Consider the following 23,202-nt stretch of genomic DNA (forward strand, 5'->3'; position numbering starts at 1 on the left):
GGTGCAAGAAATTGAAATTTTTTGCGATGGTTCTTCTTTGGGCAATCCCGGGCCAGGCGGTTATGCGGCGATTTTACGCTATAAAGATAAAGAAAAAACCATCAGTGGGGGCGAAGAATTCACCACGAATAACCGCATGGAATTAAGAGCGCTCAATGAAGCCTTAAAAATTTTGAAACGCCCATGCCATATCACGCTTTATAGCGATTCGCAATACGTGTGCCAAGCGATCAATGTGTGGCTAGCTAACTGGCAAAAAAAGAATTTTGTTAAAGTCAAAAATGTGGATTTATGGAAAGAATTTTTAAAAGTCTCTAAAGGGCATTTGATTGTGGCTGTTTGGATCAAGGGGCATAATGGGCATGCCGAAAACGAACGATGCGATAGTCTCGCTAAATTAGAGGCACAAAAACGGGTCAAAACGACCACTTAAAGGGAATAATAATGAAAAACAAACGCTCTCAAAATAGCCCTTATGTAACGCCTAATAATCCTTATACAACGCTAGAAAAAGCTTTAGGGTATTCTTTTAAAGACAAGCGTTTATTGGAACAAGCCCTAACGCATAAATCATGCAAGCTCGCTTTAAACAATGAGCGCTTGGAATTTTTGGGCGATGCGGTGTTGGGCTTGGTGATAGGGGAGTTGCTATACCATAAATTCTATCAATACGATGAGGGCAAACTCTCTAAATTAAGGGCTTCTATTGTGAGCGCGCATGGTTTTACTAAATTAGCGAAAGCGATTGCTTTACAGGATTATTTGCGCGTTTCTTCTTCTGAAGAAATTTCTAATGGGAGGGAAAAACCCTCTATCCTATCAAGTGCTTTTGAGGCTTTAATGGCTGGGGTGTATTTAGAAGCAGGGTTAGCTAAAGTGCGTAAAATCATACAAAAATTACTCAATCGCGCTTACAAGCGTTTGGATTTGGAGCATTTGTTCATGGACTATAAAACCGCTTTACAGGAATTGACCCAAGCGCAATTTTGCGTGATCCCCACTTACCAATTACTCCAAGAAAAAGGGCCCGATCACCATAAAGAATTTGAAATGGCTTTATACATTCAAGATAAAATGTATGCGACCGCTAAAGGCAAAAGTAAAAAAGAAGCCGAACAGCAATGCGCTTATCAAGCGCTCCAAAAACTTAAGGAAGCCAAATGAACACTTTGGGGCGTTTTTTAAGGCTCACGACTTTTGGGGAATCGCATGGGGATATGATAGGGGGGGTATTAGACGGCATGCCGAGCGGGATTAAAATAGACTATGACTTATTAGAAAATGAAATGAAGCGCCGCCAAGGGGGGAGGAACGTTTTCACCACGCCACGAAAAGAAGACGATAAAGTGGAAATAACAAGCGGGGTTTTTGAAGGTTTTAGCACAGGGACGCCCATAGGGTTTTTAATCCACAACCAAAGGGCTAGGAGCAAGGATTACGATAACATTAAAAACCTTTTCAGGCCTAGCCATGCGGATTTCACTTATTTTCATAAATACGGCATTAGGGATTTTATGGGTGGAGGGAGGAGTTCGGCTAGAGAGAGCGCTATAAGAGTGGCTGCTGGGGCGTTTGCTAAAATGCTTTTAAGAGAAATTGGTATTGTTTGTGAAAGCGGGATTATTAAAATTGGGGGCATTGAAGCCAAAAATTACGATTTCAATCACGCCTTAAAGAGCGAGATTTTTGCCCTAGACAAAGAACAAGAAGAAGCGCAAAAAACAGCCATTCAAAACGCTATCAAAAACCACGATAGCATTGGGGGTGTGGCTTTGATTAGAGCAAGGAGCGCAAAAAGAAATCAAAAGCTCCCCATTGGCTTGGGTCAAGGGCTATACGCTAAATTGGACGCTAAAATCGCTGAAGCGATGATGGGGCTTAACGGGGTGAAAGCGGTTGAAATAGGCAAGGGGGTAGAAAGCTCTTTATTAAAAGGCTCAGAGTATAACGATTTAATGAATCAAAAAGGGTTTTTGAGCAATCATAGCGGAGGGGTTTTAGGGGGTATGAGCAATGGGGAAGAAATTATCGTTAAAGTGCATTTCAAACCCACGCCAAGCATTTTCCAACCTCAACAAACCATAGACATTAATAATAATGAATGCGAATGCTTGTTAAAGGGCAGGCATGATCCTTGCATTGCGATTAGGGGGAGTGTGGTGTGCGAGAGTTTGCTTTCATTGGTGTTAGCTGATATGGTATTACTCAATTTGACTTCAAAAATAGAGTATTTAAAAACGATTTATAATGAGAATTAAACGAAATTAGATACAATCAGCTTAAAAAGGATATAAAGTGGAAAAATTACCTAAAAAACGAGTTTCTAAAACCAAATCACAAAAACTTATCCATAGCTTAACAACCCAAAAAAACAGAGCCTTTCTCAAAAAAATCAGCGCTAGTGAAATGCTTTTAGAATTAGAAAAAGGAGCGTTTAAAAAGAATGAAGCTTATTTTATTTCTGATGAAGAAGATAAAAATTATGTTTTAGTGCCAGATAATGTGATCTCTCTTTTGGCAGAAAACGCCAGAAAGGCTTTTGAAGCCAGGCTTAGGGCGGAATTAGAAAGGGATATTATCACCCAAGCGCCGATTGATTTTGAAGATGTGCGCGAAGTTTCCTTGCAATTGTTAGAAAATTTACGCCAAAAAGACGGGAATTTGCCCAATATCAACACCTTAAACTTTGTCAAACAAATCAAAAAAGAACACCCTAATTTATTTTTTAATTTTGACAATATGTTCAAGCAACCCCCTTTTAATGAGAATAATTTTGAAAATTTTGACAATAACGATGAGGAAAATTTTTAATGCAAACCATTGATTTTGAAAAATTTTCCCAATATTCAAAGCCCGGGCCGCGATACACTAGCTACCCAACAGCGGTGGAATTTAAAGAAAATTTTAATGAAGAGAGCTTGAAAACGGCGTTTTTTAACCATGACCATCTCAAAAACCCCATGCCTTTATCGCTTTATACGCATTTGCCCTTTTGCAGGAGCGCGTGCTATTTTTGCGCTTGTTCAGTCATTTACACAAGTTTAGAAGAGAAAAAAACCCGCTATATCAGCTACCTTAAAAAAGAACTCGCTCTTTTAAAAAACGCGATGGATACCAACAGAGAAGTGGCGCAATTCCACTATGGCGGTGGCACGCCGACCTTTTTTTCGCCCCCTCAATTAGATGAGATCACGCAAAGCATTCAAGAAGTTTTCCCCAATTTCAGTCAAGATATTGAAATGAGTTGCGAGATTGATCCTAGGCATTTCACTAAAGATCACATGCAAACCTTGTTTGATAGGGGGTTTAACCGCTTGAGTTTTGGGGTGCAGGATTTTGATTTGGAAGTCCAAAAAGCCATTCATAGGATCCAGCCTTTTGAAATGGTTCAAGAATCCGTGAAGCTCGCTAGAGATTACGGCATCAAATCCATTAATTTTGATTTGATTTATGGCTTACCCAACCAGACTAAAGAAAGTTTTTTAAAAACTTTGGAATGGGTTTTGAAACTGGATCCGGATCGATTAGCGGTGTTTAATTACGCGCATGTGCCTTGGGTGAAAAAAACGATGCGTAAAATTGATGAAACCTTATTGCCAAGCCCTAGAGACAAACTAGAGATTTTAGAAGCTCTTATCAGTTTTTTAGAAAAAGCCAACTACCAAATGATAGGCATGGATCATTTCGCTAAAAGCGATAATGAATTGTATCTGGCCCTTCAAAAGGCGGAATTACGCCGTAATTTTCAAGGCTATACCACGAAAAAATTCACCCAAACCATTGGCATTGGCGTTACGAGCATTGGCGAAGGGAGCGATTATTACACGCAAAATTATAAGGATTTGCACCATTATGAAAAAGCCCTTGATTTGGGGCATTTACCGGTAGAAAGGGGTGTAGCGCTCAGTCAAGAAGATGTTTTAAGAAAAGAAGTGATCATGCAAATGATGAGCAATTTAAAATTGGATTACTCTAAGATTGAGGAAAAATTTTCTATTGATTTTAAAGTGCATTTTAAAAAAGAATTAGAAAAATTAAAGCCTTATGAAGAAGCGGGCTTGCTTTCTTTCAATTCTAAAGGCTTTGAGATGACAAGAACGGGGGGCATGCTCGTAAGAAACATGGCTATGGAGTTTGACGCGTATTTGCGTGGGGGCGAAAAACATTTCAGTAAAACGCTATGAATGAAAATGTTAATGAAAATATCTTTGAAGAAGTAGGGGACGCTTGCGTTAAATGCGCTAAATGCGTGCCAGGTTGCACCATATACCGCATCCATAAAGACGAGGCGACTTCGCCTAGGGGCTTTTTAGATTTGATGCGCCTAAACGCTCAAAACAAGCTCCAATTAGACGCAAATTTAAAACACCTTTTAGAAACTTGTTTTTTATGCACCGCTTGTGTAGAAACCTGCCCCTTTCATTTGCCCATAGACACTTTAATAGAAAAAGCCAGAGAAAAAATCGCTCAAAAGCATGGCATCGCTTGGTATAAAAAATCCTATTTTTCCCTTTTAAAAAACCGCAAAAAAATGGATAGGGTGTTTTCGGTGGCGCATTTTTTAGCCCCTTGCGTTTTCAAGCAAGTGGGGGATAATTTAGAGCCTAGGGCGGTGTTTAAAGGCTTGTTCAAACGCTTTAAAAAAAGCGCTCTGCCTCCCTTAAATCAAAAAAGTTTTTTACAAAAGCACACAGAGGTTAAGCCTTTAGAAAAACCCATTCAAAAAGTGGCGATTTTTATAGGGTGCTTGAGCAATTACCATTACCAGCAAGTAGGGGAAAGCTTGTTGTATATTTTAGAAAAACTCAACATTCAAGCGATCATCCCTAAGCAAGAATGCTGCTCAGCCCCTGCGTATTTTACCGGCGATAAAGACACCACGCTTTTTTTAGTGAAAAAAAACATAGAATGGTTTGAAAGCTATTTAGATGAAGTGGATGCGATCATTGTGCCTGAAGCCACATGCGCTAGCATGCTTATTAATGATTATTATAAGGTGTTTTTAGGCGAAACAGATAAGGATTTGTATGTGAAGCGCTTGGAAAAGATCACGCCTAAAATCTATTTGGCGAGCGTGTTTTTAGAGAAACACACCCCTTTAAAAAGTCTTTTAGAAAAAATCCCTAAAGGGAAAAAAGAGGCTATCACTTATCATAACCCTTGCCATGCCAAAAAAACCCTAAACGCTCACAAAGAAGTGCGAAGCTTGCTCAATCCGCATTATGAAATTAAAGAAATGCCGGACAATTGCTGCGGTTTTGGGGGGATTACGATGCAAACCGAAAAGGCGGAGTTTTCTTTAAAAGTGGGGCTTCTTAGGGCTAAAGAAATCATGGACACTCAAGCTAGAATTTTGAGCGCAGAATGTGGGGCATGCCACATGCAATTAAACAACGCCCTAAAGTCTTTAGATGACCCTAACACCCCCTCTTTTTCACACCCTTTAGAACTCATCGCTAAAGCTTTAAAAAGCGCTGAATAGAGGTTAAAAAGCGCTTAAAGGCATTTTTAACAATTAAAATATCAAAGAGCTTGCGAAAAGCAAGCGATAGCTTATTGAAAAAAGCGGTCTTCTTGGGTTAGGGGGTTGTTAAAGGGGGTTGTAGGGGGGAAATTATTTCAAAATACCCCCCCTATCCCCTTAAGAGTTTGACAATAAAATGAAATCTAAAACGATAAAGCAAGTTAATTAAAATCCTATTTTTTATATAATACAGAACTTTAACGCCACTATAAGGAATGAAAAATGCAAGAAATCAGCGCCTACGAACTCATCAAAGAAAAACTGCACGCCATACCAAACCTTCGCCATAAAGGGAGCTTGTTTGAAAAAATTTCTAAGCAATTTTTACAAGAGCATGACAGCGCTAACGAATACGAGTCTATTGAGCTTTGGGGCGATTGGAAATTAAGGGGGAAGGAGCGCGATAGGGGGATTGATATGGTGATCACAACGGCTTCAAAAGAATACATCGCCGTGCAATGCAAATTCCATCAAAACAGCATCTCGCTTAACGACATTTCAACTTTTTTAACCCAATTGCAAAGCGGGGTAGGGGAGATCAGGTTTAAAAAAGGGATCATTATCTCCACTTCTAATTTAACCTCTGAAGCTCTTAAAGCAATTGAGCAAATCAGAAGCACAGGAATGGGGATTGACATTGATGAAATCACTGAAGAGGATTTCATCTATTCTCGCATTGATTGGGAAAAGTTTGATCCCACAAAAACCGAAGACGAAATCCCCTTATGCGATAAGAAAAGGTCGCGCCCTCACCAAACGGAAGCGATTGAAAAGACTAAAGAGTATTTTTCTAACCCTAAAAACGCTAGAGGCAAGCTCATTATGGCATGCGGGACCGGCAAAACCTACACTTCTTTAAAAATCATGGAATCTTTAGATCCCAAGATCACGCTTTTTCTAGCGCCAAGCATCGCTTTGCTTTCTCAAACTTTTAGAGAATACGCGCAAGAAAAGAGCGATCCCTTTTACGCTTCTATCGTGTGCAGCGATGATAAAGTCGGGAAAAGTAAGAAAAATAAGAGCAAGAACGAAGACAATGACGACATTAAATTTTCTGAGCTCCCTTTAAAGCCCTCCACTCGCCTTGAAGACATTTTAAGCACTTATGAAAAAGCGCAAAAAGAAAACAAGCGCTTCATTATCTTTTCAACTTATCAAAGCGCGTCGCGTATTAAAGAAGCGCAAGAAGCGGGTTTGAATGGAATCGATCTCATTATTTGCGATGAAGCCCACAGAACGGTAGGGGCTATGTATTCCACGAATGAAAGGGACGATAAAAACGCTTTCACGCTTTGCCATAGCGATGAAAATATCAAAGCTACAAAACGCCTGTATATGACCGCCACGCCTAAAGTGTATAGCGAAAGTTCTAAAGCTAAAGCCAAAGAGAGCGATAACGTTATCTATTCCATGGATGATGCACAGACTTTTGGCGAAGAAATCTATACGCTCAATTTTGAAAGAGCGATCGCTTTAGATCTCTTAACCGATTACAAAGTCATCATTTTAGCGGTGCGTTCAGAAAATTTAAGCGGCGTTACTAACAGCGTGAATAAAAAAGATCAGCCAGCTCAAAGCCGAAGGCACTAAATTGGATAAAAAGCTCATCAATAACGAATTTGTGTGCAAGATCGTTGGCACGCATAAAGGGTTAGCCAAGCAGGATGTGATCGCTTTAGACGATGAAAACAAAGAAGACAACGACTTGAAAAACCAATACGACACCGCTCCTTCTCAAAGAGCCATAAACTTTTGCAAAAGCATACAAACGAGCAAGAACATTAAAGACTCCTTTGAAACGATCATGGAATGCTATGATGAAGAGTTGAAGAAAAAGAGTTTTAAAAACCTAAAAATCAGCATCGATCACATTGATGGCACCATGAATTGTAAGGAGAGGCTTGACAAATTAGAAAACTTGAACGCATTCAAACCTAACACTTGTAAGGTTTTGAGTAACGCCAGGTGTTTGAGCGAGGGGGTGGATGTCCCAGCGTTGGATAGCGTTATCTTTTTTGATGGCAAAAGCGCGATGGTGGATATTATCCAAGCGGTGGGTAGGGTGATGCGAAAAGCCAAAAACAAGAAAAGAGGCTATATCATTTTGCCTATCGCTTTAGAAGAGAGTGAAATTAAAAACCTGGATGAAGCCGTCAATAACACCAATTTCAAAAACATTTGGAAAGTGATAAAAGCCTTAAGAAGCCATGACCCAAGCTTGGTTGATGAAGCCACTTTCAAAGAAAAAATCAAAATCTTTGGGAGCGATGATACAAGCAATTTAGACGATGAGGAAGAGTTACAAAAAGATAAAACCGAGCAATCTCCAAACGATCCCAAACAAGCCCAAAAAACCCTTTTTGACGCTATCTTGCTTCAAGATCTAGCGGACGCTGTGTATAACGTCATGCCCACTAAATTAGGGGATAGGAATTATTGGGAAAATTTCGCTAAAAAAACGGGAAATATCGCAAGGACCTTGAACAACCGCTTGAAAATTATTTTTGAAAAAAACCCTGAATTTTTCCATGGCTTTTTGGATTCCTTAAGGGAAAATATCCATCAAAACATCAGAGAAGATGAAGCCTTGGACATGATCACTTCTCACGTCATCACTAAGCCCATTTTTGATGCGCTTTTTGGGGACAATATTAAAAACCCTATCGCTAAAGCCTTGGATAAAATGGTTTTAAAACTCTCTAGCTTGGGCTTAGAAGGGGAAACTAAAGATCTTAAAAACCTCTATGAAAGCGTGAAAACCGAAGCGGCGCGTGCCAAAAGCCAAAAAAGCCAGCAAGAACTCATTAAAAACCTCTACAACACTTTCTTTAAAGAAGCCTTTAGAAAGCAAAGCGAAAAACTAGGGATCGTTTATACGCCTATAGAGGTGGTGGATTTCATTTTAAGGGCCACTAACGGCATTTTGAAAAAGCATTTCAACACGGATTTTAACGATAAAAATATCACGATTTTTGACCCATTCACGGGCACCGGGAGTTTTATCGCTCGTTTGCTTTCTAAAGAAAACGGACTCATTAGCGATGAAGCCTTAAAAGAGAAGTTTTTAAACCATTTGTTCGCTTTTGACATCGTGCTTTTATCTTATTACATCGCTTTAATCAATATCACCCAAGCCGCGCAAAATAGGGACAGCTCGTTAAAAAATTTCAAAAACATCGCGCTCACGGACAGCTTGGATTATTTAGAAGAGAAAAGCGCTAAGGGGGTAATCCCTGGCTTTGAGGATTTGAAAGAAAACCAAGAAATCAAAACCACTATGGAAAAGCAAAACATTAGAGTCATCATCGGCAACCCGCCTTATTCAAGCGGCGCTAAAAGCGAAAACGACAACAACCAAAACCTCTCACACCCTAAGCTTGAAAAAAGGGTTTATGAAAAATACGGCAAAAATTCCACCGCCAAAGTGGGGACAACCACACGAGACACGCTCATCCAGTCAATACGCATGGCGAGCGATCTTTTAAAAGATAAAGGGGTGATAGGCTTTGTGGTGAACGGGAGTTTTATTGACTCTAAAAGCGCGGACGGGTTCAGGAAATGCGTGGCCAAAGATTTTTCGCATCTTTATGTGCTGAATTTGAGGGGGAATCAGCGCACTTCGGGAGAAGTGTCAAGAAAAGAGGGAGGGAAAATTTTTGATAGCGGATCCAGGGCGACGATAGCGGTTATCTTTTTTGTGAAAGATAAGAACGCCCCCGATAACACGATTTTTTACTATGAAGTGGGAGATTATTTGAAAAGAGAAGCCAAACTCAACTTGCTCGCTAATTTTGAAAATTTGGAATCGGTGCCTTTTAAGGAAATCACCCCGAATGATAAAGGCGATTGGATCAACCAAAGGAATGACGATTTTGAAAAGCTCATCCCTTTAAAAAGAGACAAAAAACTCAAAATATTTGATACTATTTTTGATCTCAATTCTGGTGGCGTGGCAAGCGGGCGTGATCCTTGGGTGTATAACTTTTCGCCAAACGCTTTAATGCAATCGGTGCAAACATGCATTGAAACTTATAACGCTGATTTGAAGCGCTTCAATGAGCGTTTTAGGGAAGCCTTCAAACAACGCACCAAAGGTATCAAACCAGCCGATCGCTACAAGCACCTTAATTCTCAAGAAATCACCACCGATAAAACTAAAATCGCATGGGTTCAAAATCTTAAAACGCAACTGATAAAAGGGAAAAAGCTTGATGATTTTTCGCAAGAAAAAATCTCTGTTAGTTTGTATCGCCCTTTTAATAAACAATATTTTTACTACGAGCGAGAGCTTGCTTGGAGTTTTTATTCAATGAAAAAAATTTTCCCGGACAAAGACGCTCAGAATGTGGTGATCAATACCGGTGTGGGTAATGGTAAGAATTTTAGCGCTCTTGTAAGCGGCGCTATCCCCGATTGCCATTTTATAGGCAATGCCAACGCTTACCCTTTGTATTACTACGATGATTTAGGGAATCGCCATTATGCGATTAGCGGCTATGCGCTCAATTTGTTCCGGAAGCATTATAAAGATAATCTAATCGCTGAAGAAGAGATTTTTTATTACATTTATGCGATTTTCCACCATAAAGGCTATTTAGAAAAATACAAAAATTCCCTAACCAAAGAAGATCCGCGCATCGGTTTGAGTGAGGATTTTAAAGAACTCTCTATTCTTGGTAAAGAATTAGCGAAGTTGCACCTTAACTATGAGAGTGGGGAAATGCACACAAGCGTTGAATACACCACACTGATGAACGCCGAAATGGAGGGCTATTATGATGTGGTTCAAATGAAAAAGGATAAAAAAGGGGATAGCATCCTTTATAACCAAAATATCGCTATCACTCAGATCCCACAAAAAGCCTTTGACTATGTGGTGAATGGCAAAAGTGCGATTGACTGGGTGATCGAACGCTATTCAATCACTAAAGATAAAGACAGCTTGATTGAAAACAACCCGAACGATTACGCCGGCGGCAAATATGTTTTTGAACTCCTTTGTAGGGTCATCAAACTCTCTGAAAAAAGCGTGGATTTGATAGAAAAGATCAGCGAAAAGAGGTTTGAGTGAAAAACCAACAAAAAAAGAGTCAATAAAAAGGGTATAAGAGGGCGTGAAAACAAACGCTTTTTATACCCCATTTATCCCAAAATCCCACCAAAAACAGAAAAAATCGCAGAGCCAAACCGCTAAAACCACCTAGAAAATTTAAAATTTTAAGTTTTAGGGGTGTTTTTCTTAAGAATTTAGGTTTTTTATAGATTATTATGTTATTATTATACGAAATGTAGACTTTTAGAAGGAAAAATGTTGTATGAAAAAGTTTGTAGTGTTTAAAACGCTCTGTTTATCGGTAGTGTTAGGTAATAGTCTTGTGGCAGCAGAAGGTAGCACAGAAGTGCAAAAACAATTGGAAAAGCCAAAAGACTATAAAGCAGTGAAAGGCGAGAAAAACGCTTGGTATTTGGGGATCAGCTATCAAGTCGGTCAGGCTTCGCAAAGCGTTAAAAACCCCCCCAAAAGCAGTGAATTTAACTATCCTAAGTTCCCTGTGGGTAAAACCGACTATCTCGCCGTTATGCAAGGCTTAGGGCTTACTGTGGGTTATAAGCAGTTTTTTGGGGAGAAGAGATGGTTTGGTGCCCGTTATTACGGCTTTATGGATTATGGGCATGCCGTGTTTGGAGCGAACGCTTTGACATCAGATAATGGTGGGGTGTGCAAACTCAATGAGCCATGTGCGACCAAAGTAGGGACTATGGGCAATCTGTCTGACATGTTCACTTATGGTGTGGGTATTGACACTTTATACAATGTCATTAATAAAGAGGATGCGAGTTTTGGTTTCTTTTTTGGGGCTCAAATCGCTGGTAACTCTTGGGGTAATACGACAGGGGCATTTTTGGAAACTAAAAGCCCTTATAAGCACACCTCCTATAGCCTTGATCCGGCGATTTTTCAGTTCCTTTTTAATTTAGGGATTCGCACCCATATTGGTCATCATCAAGAATTTGACTTTGGCGTGAAGATTCCTACTATCAATGTTTATTATTTTAACCATGGGAATTTGAGCTTCACTTACCGCCGTCAATACAGCCTTTATGTGGGGTATCGTTACAATTTCTGATTTAAAACGCTTGTTTTTCTCTAATTGAATTTTCAATTAGAGTTTTCTTGCATAGACCACCGCTTTCTTTTGAAACATTTTTAAAAGTTTTTTGAAAATTAGAATTAAAATCTTTTTGATCATGTTATGATAGTTCAAAAAATTAACAAGGATTAAGCATGTTATATTCCTCTAAAATCCAATCCCTTTCAGAATCCACAACGATCGCTATCAGCACGCTCGCTAAAGAATTGAAATCGCAAGGAAAAGATATTTTAAGTTTTTCAGCGGGCGAGCCTGATTTTGACACCCCGCAAGCGATTAAAGATGCAGCTATAAAAGCCCTAAATGACGGCTTTACCAAATACACTCCAGTGGCCGGAATCCCTGAATTATTAAAAGCGATCGCTCATAAATTGAAAAAAGAAAACAATTTGGATTACGAACCGAGTGAAATTCTAGTGAGCAATGGCGCTAAACAAAGCTTGTTCAACGCGATTCAAGCCTTAATAGGAGAGGGCGATGAAGTGATTATCCCTGTGCCTTTTTGGGTAACTTACCCTGAGCTTGTGAAATACAGCGGTGGGGTGAGCAAATTCATTCAAACCGATGAAAAAAGCCGCTTTAAAATCACCCCCAAGCAGCTTAAAAACACTTTAACCCCCAAAACAAAAATGCTCATTCTCACCACCCCATCAAACCCTACCGGCATGCTTTATAGTAAGGCGGAATTAGAGGCTTTGGGCGAAGTTTTAAAAGACACTCCAATTTGGGTGCTTAGCGATGAAATTTATGAAAAGCTTGTTTATAAGGGGGAGTTTGTTTCTTGCGCGGCAGTGAGTGAAGAGATGAAAAAACGCACCATTACCATTAATGGCTTGAGCAAGTCGGTGGCGATGACAGGCTGGCGTATGGGCTATGCGGCGAGCAAGGATAAAAAATTAGTCAAATTGATGAATAACTTGCAAAGCCAATGCACTTCCAATATCAATTCTATCACGCAAATGGCTTCTATCGTGGCGCTTGAAGGGTTGGTGGATAAGGAAATTGAAACGATGCGTCAGGCTTTTGAGAAGCGTTGCCATTTAGCCCACGCAAAAATCAATGCGATTGAGGGGCTGAACGCTTTAAAGCCTGATGGGGCGTTTTATCTTTTTATCAACATTGGCGGTCTTTGTGGGGGGGATTCGATGCGATTTTGCCATGAGTTATTGGAAAAAGAAGGCGTAGCGTTAGTGCCTGGAAAGGCTTTTGGATTGGAAGGCTATGTCCGTTTGTCTTTTGCATGCTCAGAAGAACAGATTGAAAAGGGGATTGAACGCATCGCTCGCTTTGTCAAATCAAAGGGATAAAAAAGAATTGGTATTTAAAAAAAGGGGGGTTAATCTTGTTTAGGATTTTATTTTGGGATTTTATATTGTAGTTTAAGCGGTGTAGCGTGGTATAATGGTTTGATTTAAAAGTTTGAAAAGTGCAGTTTTCATAACTAAAATAGATTTTTGAGAAAGGAATAATAAATGGCAATAAGATTTGATCATAACAATAATTCTGAAGAATGGCAAATGTTTTTTGACAAGATCAATAATGGCTCGCCTTTTAGGGTTATCACTTTCATTGGACCAATTCTATCGCATTTTAAAAACGTGATGAGGAGTGGCTACCTTTCTTCTGAACCAACAAAGCAAGATCGGATAAAATCTTTCTTAATAAATAAGCGTGAATTTATAGGGTTTGTTGAAATTGTTATTGGACCTAGCGAAATCTTGTTTTTTATATATGAAAACGAGCCGAGTGCAACATTTAATTTAAAAAACTACTTGTTGGTGTTAGCCAAAATGCATTGTAATCCAACAGCGATTTGTTATTGCGGAAACAAGCAAGACGCACAAAACACCAACACAAAAGAGATAAAATTCCTAAGTGCAAAAAGTCATGATTTTGGGAAAGAAATGGACTCTATAAGTGTTGAACTTTCAAACTCTAATACTTTTATTCAATCTCTTTTAAAATTAGGGTCTTTTTTGCATGGAAAAACTATTGAGTCTCTTAATAATCCAACAAACTATCCGCCAATTAATTTGGTAGTTACTCCAGCTTTGGCACTTTGGAAAACAACGGTGGAGATAGAGGAGCATAGAAAAAATACAACATTTGATCAAAATTATCATCCTTTCAACTATAGGCAAAGCTCTGCACGAAACATTAAAATTGATGAAGTTGCTAATGATTTAAAAAGTGGTAAGATAGTTGGCACTAAAATTATTAGTGATGCTTTATTGAGTGCTAACTATTGTTTCATGGATGATGAGAATTTAAAGGATTTAAAAAAGTTACTATCACAAGATCAAATAAATCTATCAAATATTATTGTAAGCACTATCAATCAAGCAGAGAATGTAAATGGGATAAATCTTACTTCCGCCATAATTGACAAGATTGAATATCATTTCCGTGATAATATATTCCATTTTATCTTTAATGTTAGCAATAACTTCTTAAGCGGAAAATCAAGATTAACTATTGAAGTGCCTAGAACGACATTAGAAAATATTAAGTTACCTGACATGAAAGAAATATATGTTAATAAATGGTATATAGACATTTTTATAAATATATTGATACAGTCTATCAATAATGGATCTTATATTATTGAAGGGATTAAACTATAATGGAAAATACAAATAATTGGAATGAGTGTTTCATGCCTGTTGTTAGCAGTGGAAAAGATAGCAAAATGTTTTTTTCTAAATTAAAATTAGTAGGTAGTATTGAACTTTTAATGATATATTTAAAGAATGAAGGCTATATTGTCTCATCTGATCCTAAAAAAATAATAATACTGATTTATTTGCACCTAAAATTTTTTACTATGAAAGTATCGCACCAAAAACAAAAAAATTTTTATTGTTAATTAACAAAACCCTAAATGAAGCCACCCCCTAGAAAAATTAAAAGACCCTATAGAAAATCTTTTGCTATGGATTGGGCGCTTTTTGAGGACGACTAAAATCATTTTTTCATCATTTGGGAATGGTTTTAGTTTTGGTGCTAAAATTAACTTTTAAGGGTTATTTTTGTTTTTGCAAATAAATTAAAAGAGGTGTTGAATGTTATTGAATTATGATTTTTTAGAATTTGAAAATGACAAAAAAGTTAGAGTGATAGACGATAAGTTGCATGTAAATATTTTAGATTTTTTTGGCATTGGCGATGAGGACGATAAGATTTTTCTTGGCGATGAAATCTCTAATATTAAGGACAACCCTACTGAAGCTTATGCTGCTGAAGTTTATGCAATTGAGGGCGCTAAGCTTAATAGAGTGTATGAGAAAATTAGAAGCGGACTACCTTTTGGGATTATCTCAGCGTTTAGACCTTTTAAAGGATCCTTTACAAAGGATTTTACTGATGAAGAACAGAAAGCGCTTATAAAAGTAGCTAAAAGCGATTGTTTAACTAAGGATTTCCTTAAAGAAAATGATGGCATTTATAGAAAACTCTGTAATTGTAAAACATTTAATAAAACTTTTGTGGATAAATTCACAACAGATAAGAGCAAAGCGACAATGAAAGATTTCATGTCTACTCAAGGATTTATCACTAGATACAAATACTCCTATAGCGACTATGCGCAAGAAACACAACGCCTAAAATCTTTTTTAGATGGAAAGCGTGATTTTCTTGGTTATATTCAAGCGATTGGTTATTGGAAAGAAGAGGTAGAAAACGGTATTTTGCCTAACAAAGAAATAAGTTTTTTTGTATTTCAAAACGAGCCAAGCAAGACATTCAATTTAAGAAATTATTTGTTGTTACTGGCAAGATTGTTTGATCAAGAGGCGATCTGTTATTGTAAAAACGCTATTCATGATAAAGAAAACGCTTATAAGGTAGAATTGGTGAGCGCTTTATCTGGTGGTTTTAATGAGGTGTGGGCTGAGTTCGCAGATGTTACATTCTCAGTACCTAGTCAATTACCGCAATCTCTCACACACTTAAAAAATAAGGCAGCTACATTCTTTTCAAAACAGCCTGGTGGCAATTGTGGTATGAGTTTTAAGGAAATTGATAAGGTTCAAATAAAAGCGACATGCATGCCTAATATTGTTACTGGGGCATTTGAAGATGACATAAAATTATCTATCAACCATAGTCAGTGGCGCGGTTATCCTAAAGTTTTTGATATTGAAAAGATAGAGAGCATAGAAAGAGAAGTTATTGAAGAGAGAGAACAACATAAAATAGGTTCGGCACAGAACCTTAAAATCAATCAAATTGCTGATGATTTAAAACAAGCTAAGGTAGTTAGCAATAAACTTATTGCGAATGCGCTTATAACGCAAAAAGCGCCCAGTGATACGCCACATGATGACGATTTAGATTAGTTTAAAAATCCTAAATGAAGCACCCCCTAGAAGAATTAAAAGACCCTGTAGAAAATCTTTTGCTGTGGATTGGGCGCTTTTTGCGTTACAAATGCACAAGCCTATCTAATTCCCAAGTGAAAGATCAAAACAAGGTTTTTGAATGCTTGAACGAATTCAATCATGCGTTCATCAATTCAAGCCAATTAGAAAAAGTTTGCAAAAAAGCCCGTAATGTTGGATTATTAGGTATCAACACCTACGCACTGCCCCTACTCAAATTTTACGAATATTCCAAAAAGCTTTCTTTAAAATCGCTCAAAAGCATAGATGAAGTCATGCTGGCTGAATTTTTGAGCGTTTATACCGGTGGTTTGAGTTTAGCCACTAAGAAAAATTACAGGATCGCCCTACTCGGGCTTTTTAGCTATATAGACAAGCAAAATCAAGATGAAAATGAAAAATCTTATATCTATAATATCACGCTTAAAAATATCAGTGGAGTCAATCAAAGCGCAGGCAACAAGCTCCCTACTCATTTGAATAATGAAGAATTAGAAAAATTTTTAGAAAGCATTGATAAAATAGAAATGTCCGCTAAAGTGCGCGCCAGAAACCGCCTGCTCATTAAAATCATCGTTTTTACAGGCATGCGCTCCAATGAAGCCTTGCAGCTTAAAATAAAGGATTTTACTTTAGAAAATGGCTGTTATACGATTTTGATTAAGGGTAAGGGCGATAAATACAGAGCGGTGATGCTCAAAGCTTTCCACATTGAGAGCCTTTTGAAAGAATGGCTCATAGAAAGGGAATTATATCCTGTTAAAAACGATTTATTATTTTGCAACCAAAAAGGCAGCGCTTTAACGCAAGCTTATTTGTATAGACAAGTGGAGTGCATCATCAATTTTGCAGGACTCAGGCGAGAAAAAAATGGGGCGCACATGTTAAGGCATTCTTTTGCGACCTTGCTTTATCAAAAACGCCATGATTTGATTTTAGTTCAAGAAGCTCTAGGGCATGCGAGCTTGAATACGAGCAGGATTTACACGCATTTTGACAAAGAGCGTTTAGAAGAAGCGGCGAGCATTTGGGAAGAAAAGTGAAAAACACCCCCCTACCCCTTAAAAAAAGGATTTTTACCATAAAACAACTAAAACCCCATTTTCTAAGAAATTAAAAAATTTTTAGCTTGCTCATTTAAAATTTTGCTTTCAAATTCTAACAGCCACTTTTTGACTTCTATGCCCCCATTATACCCCCCTAAAGCGCCATTTTTACGCACCACTCTATGACAAGGCACGATCAAAGAAATAGGGTTATTATGATTAGCGTTGCCAATCGCTCTGCAAGATTTAGGGTTATTAATGAGCTTTGCGATTTCATCGTAACTTTTTGTCTTGCCATAAGGGATAGTCATTAACGCAGACCAAACTTGTTTTTGAAAAGAAGTCCCTATCAAATCCAAAGGCACATCAAATTCAAAAAGTTGTCCCAAGAAATAACGCTCTAAGGCTTGAACGCTGAGTTTTAATGGGGTATTCATAGGGGTGTTATGAGAAAAATTGGCCGTATCAAAATCCAATCTCAATAAATGGCTCTCATTAGCGCACAAATGCAAATACTCTAAAGGGAAACTCTTAGGGGTCTTAAAATAGTAGTGGTATAAAACCATTAATTAAAAAAAGAGTTTGTATAAAATAATCAATAACGACAAACCATACACCCCTAAAATCAAAGCTTTATGCATTTTTTCATTCAAAAGCCCCATGATCCATTTAATCCCAATGCTCACGCCCATAACAGAGCCTAAGCCCACAATCGCCCCTGCTACTAGCACTTCTTTATTGATGATGTGGTGATAGATTAAAGAAAAAGCTCCTGAAATGGAAGAAAACAGAATAAAAAATAACCCTAACGCTACGCATTTTTTAGAATCATACCCTAAAAAATAATGCATCAAAGGCACCATGAGCATCCCCCCACCAATCCCCAAAGTGATGGCAAAAAACCCTGTGAGCGCGCCAATTAAAAATAATTTTAAACCTTGCAAATGGTAGCGTTTAGTGTCCGTTATCAAATCTTTTTTTTTGGGTTTCAAAACAAATTGGATCATAGAATACACGACTAAAAGAGCGAAAATAACCATTAAAATTTTACTGGAAACGATTTTTAAAATGAATCCGCTAAAACTCGCTCCTATCAGCCCCCCTGCCCCTATCAACAAGCCTAAAGAAAAATCAAGCGATTTTTTTTTGAAATTCAAAACAGAGCCAACGAACGATGAAAGAACCATTTGCAAAATGGAAATGCCAATGGATTCTTCAAAAGAATGCCCGGTTGCGAGCATGATAGGGACAATGATCATCCCCCCACCAATGCCAAAGATCCCTGATAGAATGCCAGTAAAAAGCCCTATCGCTATATATAACGCATAAATATCCATAAAAACCCTTAAAAAAGTAAAAACCCCTCTTAAAGAAAATTAAAAATAACCCTATTCTAATCAAACGCTAATAACCAAACCCCCCCTAAACAACGCTTTTAAAAGTGATACTTTTATTGATCTGTTTTGTTTTTGCAACACAAAGCATGCGAATCATCATTGGGTTCGCTAAGAGAGAGGTTTCTTAATTCATAAGCCAATTTGATAGACGCCGCAACATCATCCAAGCCAAACCCCCCTTGAGCTAAAATCTGTTTGTAGCTTTCTATATACAGATTATCAAAGCTCTGCGTGAGATTGACTTCTTCGCCCTCTAGGATCATTTTATGATAAACTTTTTCTTTAGACACTCCCATGTGTTCTGGATTGATGGAAAAAAACCATCTTATTTTGGCATGCTCTAAAAAGAGTATCCCCCCTACGCAATCAGGCTCTTCTTTGTTGATAACCTTGTCTTTAACGCTTCCAAACAAATACAATAAGGTGTCAAAAATATTCACCCCCATTTGAGTGGCTAACCCCCCACTCCTATTCACATCCGCTCGCCATGAAGAAAAATACCATTTCCCTTGAACGCTGATATAAGTGAGCGTGATGTCAAACACCTTGCTAGGGTTTTTTTCTAATTCGCTCTTAATTTTTTCTTTTAAGGCCAAAGTGTCGCAATGCAAGCGCAAGGGCAAAAGACTAAACACCCTTTTTTGGTATTTCACCTCTAAATCTTTCAATTCTTGTATTTCGCCAGGGTCTAAAACTAAGGGTTTTTCACAAATCACATGCATGCCGTTTCTTAACCCGAAACGGATGTGATCAAAATGCGTGTGCGTGGGCGTGCAAACACTCAAATAGTTGATTTCTTTACCCATAGCCCTAGATTGCTCTAAATGCTTTTCAAAATCTTCAATATTGGTAAAAAACTCTGATTGCGGGAAATACTCATCTAAAACCCCCACGCTATCATGAACATCAAAAGAGCAATCCAAAAAATGCCCTGTATCTCTAATCGCTTGCAAGTGCTTGGGAGCGATAAACCCCCCTGAACCAATCATCGCAAAAAGCATTCATCTTCCTTAAATCATTTTGAATCTCATTTTAGCAAAGATTAGCTTATTTAAGCTTATATTATTGGCAATTAAAACACTCCACCGATCGATCCAACACGCTTTTTTCATCTATGCTAGGGCTTTCGCTGCGCAAATAATAAGTGGATTTGAGCCCTAATTTCCAAGCGAGCGTGTAGATTTCATGCAAGGTTTTACCGCTAGCGTTTTCTATGCGTAAAAACACATTAATGCTTTGGCCTTGATCGATCCATTTTTGGCGCACGGCTGCCGCTTTAATCAAATCTTTAGCGTCAATATCATAGGCTGATGTGTAAAAATTCCAGGTTTCTACATTCAAATTAGGCACTACGACAGGAATAAGCCCGCTCAAATTTTCTTCAAACCATTTTTTCTTATAAATGGGTTCAATCGTTTGGGTTGTGCCTACTAAAATAGAAATAGAGCTTGTAGGAGCGATCGCCATTAAATAGCCATTACGCATGCCATTGGCTTTGACTTTTTCTCTCAAACCTTGCCAATCGCAAGCGTGGTTAAAAAGCCCTTTTTCGGTGAGCTTTAAGGCTTCATTATTGGCTTTATCAATGGGGAAAATCCCCTTACTCCATTCTGAATTTTCAAAATCCTTATAAACCCCTTTTTCTTTCGCTAAATTCGCGCTCGTGTCAATCGCATGGTAGCTGATTTGCTCCATTAAAGCGTCAATTTTTTCTAAATGCTCTTTAGACCCCCAAGCGATTTGATGTTCTGCGAGCATTTGCGCTTCACCCATAACCCCTAACCCTATGGCTCTATTTTGTAAATTGGTGGCTTTGACTTTGCGGTTGGGGTAGAAATTCAAATCAATCACATTGTCTAATAGCCTGATAATGATCGGCACAACCCTTTTAATGTCTTCTTCAGTGTTGATCTTGCTTAAATTGATGCTCGCTAGATTACACACCGCCGTTTGGCCGTCTTTAGCGACTTTAGTAGCGATATAGATTTGCTTGCCCTTAAGAATATCTGTGCTAGTGAGCTTGTTAGCGCATTTAGTGATATTATTATCTGTCGTTACTAACTGCTTTTCTTCAAAAAACTCTATGGCGCCATCGGTGTATTCTATTTGCATGTAATAGTGGTTAGGCGCGGTATTTTGAAAAATCTCTGTGCATAGATTGCTGGATCGAATAATGCCTGCATGAGCGTTTGGATTGCACCGATTGGCGTTATCTTTAAAGGCTAAGAAAGGCAAGCCGGCTTCAAAATAATTCATTAAGATTTTTTTCCATAAATCTTTAGCGTTAATGTATTCTTTAATGATTTTAGGATCTTTTTCATACTCTAAATAGCGTTTTTCAAAATCCTGCCCATAAAGCTCAGTCAAATCCTTACACTCATAAGGGTCAAACAAAGTCCACATCGCATCTTCTAAAACCCTTTTCATAAACAAATCGCACACCCAAAGAGCCGGGAACAAATCATGCGCTCTTCGCCTTTCATCGCCGCTATTTTTCCTTAAATCAATGAACTCCATCACATCAATGTGCCAAATTTCCAAATAGACCGCAATCGCACCCTTTCGTGTGCCTAATTGATCCACCGCAATCGCCACATCATTAGCGATCTTTAAAAAAGGGATCGTGCCAGCGCTCGCATTTTTATGCCCATCAATATAACTCCCAATAGAGCGCACCAAAGAAAAATCCCAGCCAATCCCCCCGCCGTATTTGGACAATAGCGCCATTTCCTTATAGCTGTCAAAAATCCCTTCAATATTATCCGGCGTGCTACCAATATAGCATGAGCTTAGCTGGTGCTTGGTGGTGCGAGCGTTCGCTAGAGTGGGGGTTGCGCACATCGCTTCAAATTTGCTTAAAACTTCATAAAATTCTAAAGCGATTTTATTGGGTTCTTGTTCGTTTTGCGCTAAAAACATCGCAATGCTCATAAACATGTGTTGGGGCAATTCAATAGGGTTATTGTTAGCGTCTTTTAACAAATAGCGATCATACAAGGTTTTAATCCCTAAATAATTGAATTGGAAATCCCTTTCAGGCTTGATCTGGCCATTTAAAAACTCTAAATCAAATTTTTCCTTAAAGCCCTTAAGGATGCGGCCCTTTTCTTCAGCGTTTTCAAAATACTCTTTCAAATGCCTATACCCTGTAAAACCACTTACTTTATGGTATAAATCATACAAAAAAAGCCTTGAGGCGACAAAGCTCCAATTAGGCGTGTCAATATCTATCTTATCCACAGCGGTTTTAATCAAAGTTTGTTGGATTTCTTCAGTAGTGATCTTGTCCCTAAATTGCAACCTCGCATCCACTTCCAGCTCGCTTTGGCTCACGCCCTCTAAATTGTCCGTGGCGTCCTTAGTGTATTTTTGGATTTTTGTGATGTCCAAAGGCTCAATGCGCCCGTTTCGTTTAACCACTGTAATCAAAATTTTTCCTTTAAATTAAATCGTTTGTTTTTTAAATTTGGAATTGTATCAATAAAAAACTTAAGAAAAAGAAAAGTTCAAGTTGGATCTGTTCTATTAATGAGAATGAGTTTTAAAGTTTTTTAATTTTTTATACCCCCTCCATTTAATGGCACTTAAATCACCACCCTAATTTAGCACAAAGCTTAAGAAAACATTGAAACCCCAAAATGACCAAACCCTCTACAAGAAAGTTGCTAGGATGCCCGCAATACACTGAAAGTTCATGCATAGCGACAACAAAGGGCATTATTGAAAGCATCAAATAAAAATCCCTTAGCCTCGCTCCTAACACAGCGTCATAAAACGCGCCAAAAAACCTAGCCTTAAAAATGGCTTTAAAAAACTTGGGAAACCCTTGCCAAGTTTCAGCAATTAAATAACCTGCCGACCTGCCTTTTGGGCTGAACAAGAGATTAGACAACAAAGCCGCTATTAAACCCATTAGCCATATATAATAGCTATTTTTAGAGTCAAAGATCGGATCGCTAGCTGAACCATTGATCTCATATAAAATCCTAGTGGTTATGGAGAGACATCCCCCATAGACTAGACCCACTGCCCAATGATATTCGGAGATGCTCAAACGCTCTTTTGAGCCATTCAAGTTCTCTTTTGTAGTATCCATATTATTTCCTTTCCCCCCATCACCTCATTTAAGATTACCAAGCATGCCCAAAACTATAGCCGTAATCATAAAAATCACGGATAGGTTCTCTTGGAGCTTGTGGTTCTCTAGTTTGAGGCTCTCTGTCTATGAAATCATGGATAAGATCTTCTACTCTATCGCCTATTTCCTGACCAAGCAAATACCCTCCAACAGCTCCTAAAAGCCCTCCATTTCTTCCTAAATATCCTCCAACAGCCCCTCCCATATCTCTGCCATGTTGACCCCTTGCTTCTATTCTAGGACCAGCTATAGCCGTATTAACCATTGCACCGCATAAAACCAACACACAACTAAATGTTTTTAACCCACTCATAACAAATCCTTTCATAAAATTGAGATTCAAGGCATGTTTGGCACACCTTGATAAGAATATTTATACCACAATCGCATTAAGAGAATTGTTACAGATCAGCCAAATATCACAAAAATCTCAATAAGTGTTTTATTTATCACAAATTACAGGATTAAAGTAAATGATTATAATATTTTTTGGGTTTTTTCATTATTGAAGCAAATTCAAAAGGATAAAAAGAGAACTTTTTAATCCATTAAAAATACGCTCA

At 38.2% G+C, this 23,202-nt stretch carries 17 protein-coding genes and 2 pseudogenes; 13 read left to right on the forward strand and 6 right to left on the reverse strand.

Annotated elements, in window-relative coordinates:
* Position 1 precedes the first annotated feature (1 nt).
* From rnhA to xerH, 13 genes and pseudogenes are all read left to right on the forward strand, one after another.
* Positions 2-470: pseudogene (gene rnhA / locus EWZ81_RS05180) on the forward strand (ribonuclease HI).
* Positions 445-1,164: a ribonuclease III gene (gene rnc / locus EWZ81_RS05185; protein ID WP_000792233.1), complete on the forward strand. Its 720-nt coding sequence runs from the start codon at positions 445-447 to the stop codon at positions 1,162-1,164. Before rnhA ends, rnc begins: the two are co-directional and overlap by 26 nt.
* Positions 1,161-2,258, forward strand: a complete 1,098-nt coding sequence (gene aroC, locus EWZ81_RS05190) for a chorismate synthase (RefSeq protein WP_165549250.1) — start codon at positions 1,161-1,163, stop codon at positions 2,256-2,258. The genes rnc and aroC overlap by 4 nt, the downstream gene beginning before the upstream one ends.
* Before the next feature lie 37 nt (positions 2,259-2,295).
* The gene (locus EWZ81_RS05195; protein ID WP_165549251.1) at positions 2,296-2,811 is read left to right on the forward strand and encodes a DUF2603 domain-containing protein; all 516 of its coding nucleotides are present in this window, start codon (positions 2,296-2,298) and stop codon (positions 2,809-2,811) included.
* Positions 2,811-4,184, forward strand: coding sequence for an oxygen-independent coproporphyrinogen III oxidase (gene hemN / locus EWZ81_RS05200; protein ID WP_165549252.1), 1,374 nt, complete (start codon positions 2,811-2,813; stop codon positions 4,182-4,184). The genes EWZ81_RS05195 and hemN overlap by 1 nt, the downstream gene beginning before the upstream one ends.
* Positions 4,181-5,482 carry a (Fe-S)-binding protein gene (locus tag EWZ81_RS05205; protein ID WP_165549253.1) on the forward strand — a complete coding sequence of 434 codons (1,302 nt, stop codon included), beginning with the start codon at positions 4,181-4,183 and terminating at the stop codon, positions 5,480-5,482. The genes hemN and EWZ81_RS05205 overlap by 4 nt, the downstream gene beginning before the upstream one ends.
* Positions 5,483-5,746: 264 nt before the next feature.
* Positions 5,747-10,595, forward strand: a pseudogene (locus EWZ81_RS05210) (type ISP restriction/modification enzyme).
* A gap of 244 nt (positions 10,596-10,839) precedes the next feature.
* Positions 10,840-11,652 carry an outer membrane protein gene (locus EWZ81_RS05215; RefSeq protein WP_000715024.1) on the forward strand — a complete coding sequence of 271 codons (813 nt, stop codon included), beginning with the start codon at positions 10,840-10,842 and terminating at the stop codon, positions 11,650-11,652.
* A gap of 158 nt (positions 11,653-11,810) precedes the next feature.
* The gene (locus EWZ81_RS05220; protein WP_165549254.1) at positions 11,811-12,983 is read left to right on the forward strand and encodes a pyridoxal phosphate-dependent aminotransferase; all 1,173 of its coding nucleotides are present in this window, start codon (positions 11,811-11,813) and stop codon (positions 12,981-12,983) included.
* A 165-nt stretch (positions 12,984-13,148) separates the two neighbouring features.
* A complete protein-coding gene (locus EWZ81_RS05225) occupies positions 13,149-14,300 on the forward strand; it encodes a hypothetical protein (RefSeq protein WP_165549255.1) in 1,152 nt (383 codons plus the stop codon).
* Positions 14,300-14,542 (forward strand): hypothetical protein, encoded by a 243-nt coding sequence (locus EWZ81_RS05230; protein WP_165549256.1) that lies wholly within the window; start codon positions 14,300-14,302, stop codon positions 14,540-14,542. The genes EWZ81_RS05225 and EWZ81_RS05230 overlap by 1 nt, the downstream gene beginning before the upstream one ends.
* 196 nt (positions 14,543-14,738) lie before the next feature.
* A complete protein-coding gene (locus tag EWZ81_RS05235) occupies positions 14,739-16,016 on the forward strand; it encodes a hypothetical protein (RefSeq protein WP_165549257.1) in 1,278 nt (425 codons plus the stop codon).
* A gap of 14 nt (positions 16,017-16,030) precedes the next feature.
* Positions 16,031-17,101: a tyrosine recombinase XerH gene (xerH, locus tag EWZ81_RS05240; RefSeq protein ID WP_165549258.1), complete on the forward strand. Its 1,071-nt coding sequence runs from the start codon at positions 16,031-16,033 to the stop codon at positions 17,099-17,101.
* 62 nt (positions 17,102-17,163) lie between these two features.
* On the opposite strand, the gene EWZ81_RS05245 is transcribed toward xerH, so the two are convergent.
* The 6 genes from EWZ81_RS05245 to EWZ81_RS05270 form a co-directional block, all read right to left on the reverse strand.
* Entirely contained in the window at positions 17,164-17,670 is a 507-nt protein-coding gene (locus tag EWZ81_RS05245; RefSeq protein WP_100982098.1) for a methylated-DNA--[protein]-cysteine S-methyltransferase, read from the reverse strand.
* Between the two features lie 3 nt (positions 17,671-17,673).
* Positions 17,674-18,441 carry a sulfite exporter TauE/SafE family protein gene (locus tag EWZ81_RS05250; protein ID WP_165549259.1) on the reverse strand — a complete coding sequence of 256 codons (768 nt, stop codon included), beginning with the start codon at positions 18,439-18,441 and terminating at the stop codon, positions 17,674-17,676.
* 113 nt (positions 18,442-18,554) lie between these two features.
* Positions 18,555-19,502 carry a Gfo/Idh/MocA family protein gene (locus tag EWZ81_RS05255; RefSeq protein WP_165549260.1) on the reverse strand — a complete coding sequence of 316 codons (948 nt, stop codon included), beginning with the start codon at positions 19,500-19,502 and terminating at the stop codon, positions 18,555-18,557.
* 61 nt (positions 19,503-19,563) lie between these two features.
* Positions 19,564-21,930 carry a ribonucleoside-diphosphate reductase subunit alpha gene (locus EWZ81_RS05260; RefSeq protein WP_165549261.1) on the reverse strand — a complete coding sequence of 789 codons (2,367 nt, stop codon included), beginning with the start codon at positions 21,928-21,930 and terminating at the stop codon, positions 19,564-19,566.
* Positions 21,931-22,090: 160 nt separating this feature from the next.
* Positions 22,091-22,597: a hypothetical protein gene (locus EWZ81_RS05265; RefSeq protein WP_165549262.1), complete on the reverse strand. Its 507-nt coding sequence runs from the start codon at positions 22,595-22,597 to the stop codon at positions 22,091-22,093.
* A gap of 34 nt (positions 22,598-22,631) precedes the next feature.
* Complete coding sequence (locus tag EWZ81_RS05270; protein ID WP_205250240.1) at positions 22,632-22,952, reverse strand: pantothenate kinase; 321 nt, start codon at positions 22,950-22,952, stop codon at positions 22,632-22,634.
* Between the last annotated feature and the right edge of the window lie 250 nt (positions 22,953-23,202).

It is taken from the genome of Helicobacter pylori (genome assembly GCF_011140715.1).
GTDB classification, from domain to species: domain Bacteria; phylum Campylobacterota; class Campylobacteria; order Campylobacterales; family Helicobacteraceae; genus Helicobacter; species Helicobacter pylori_DA.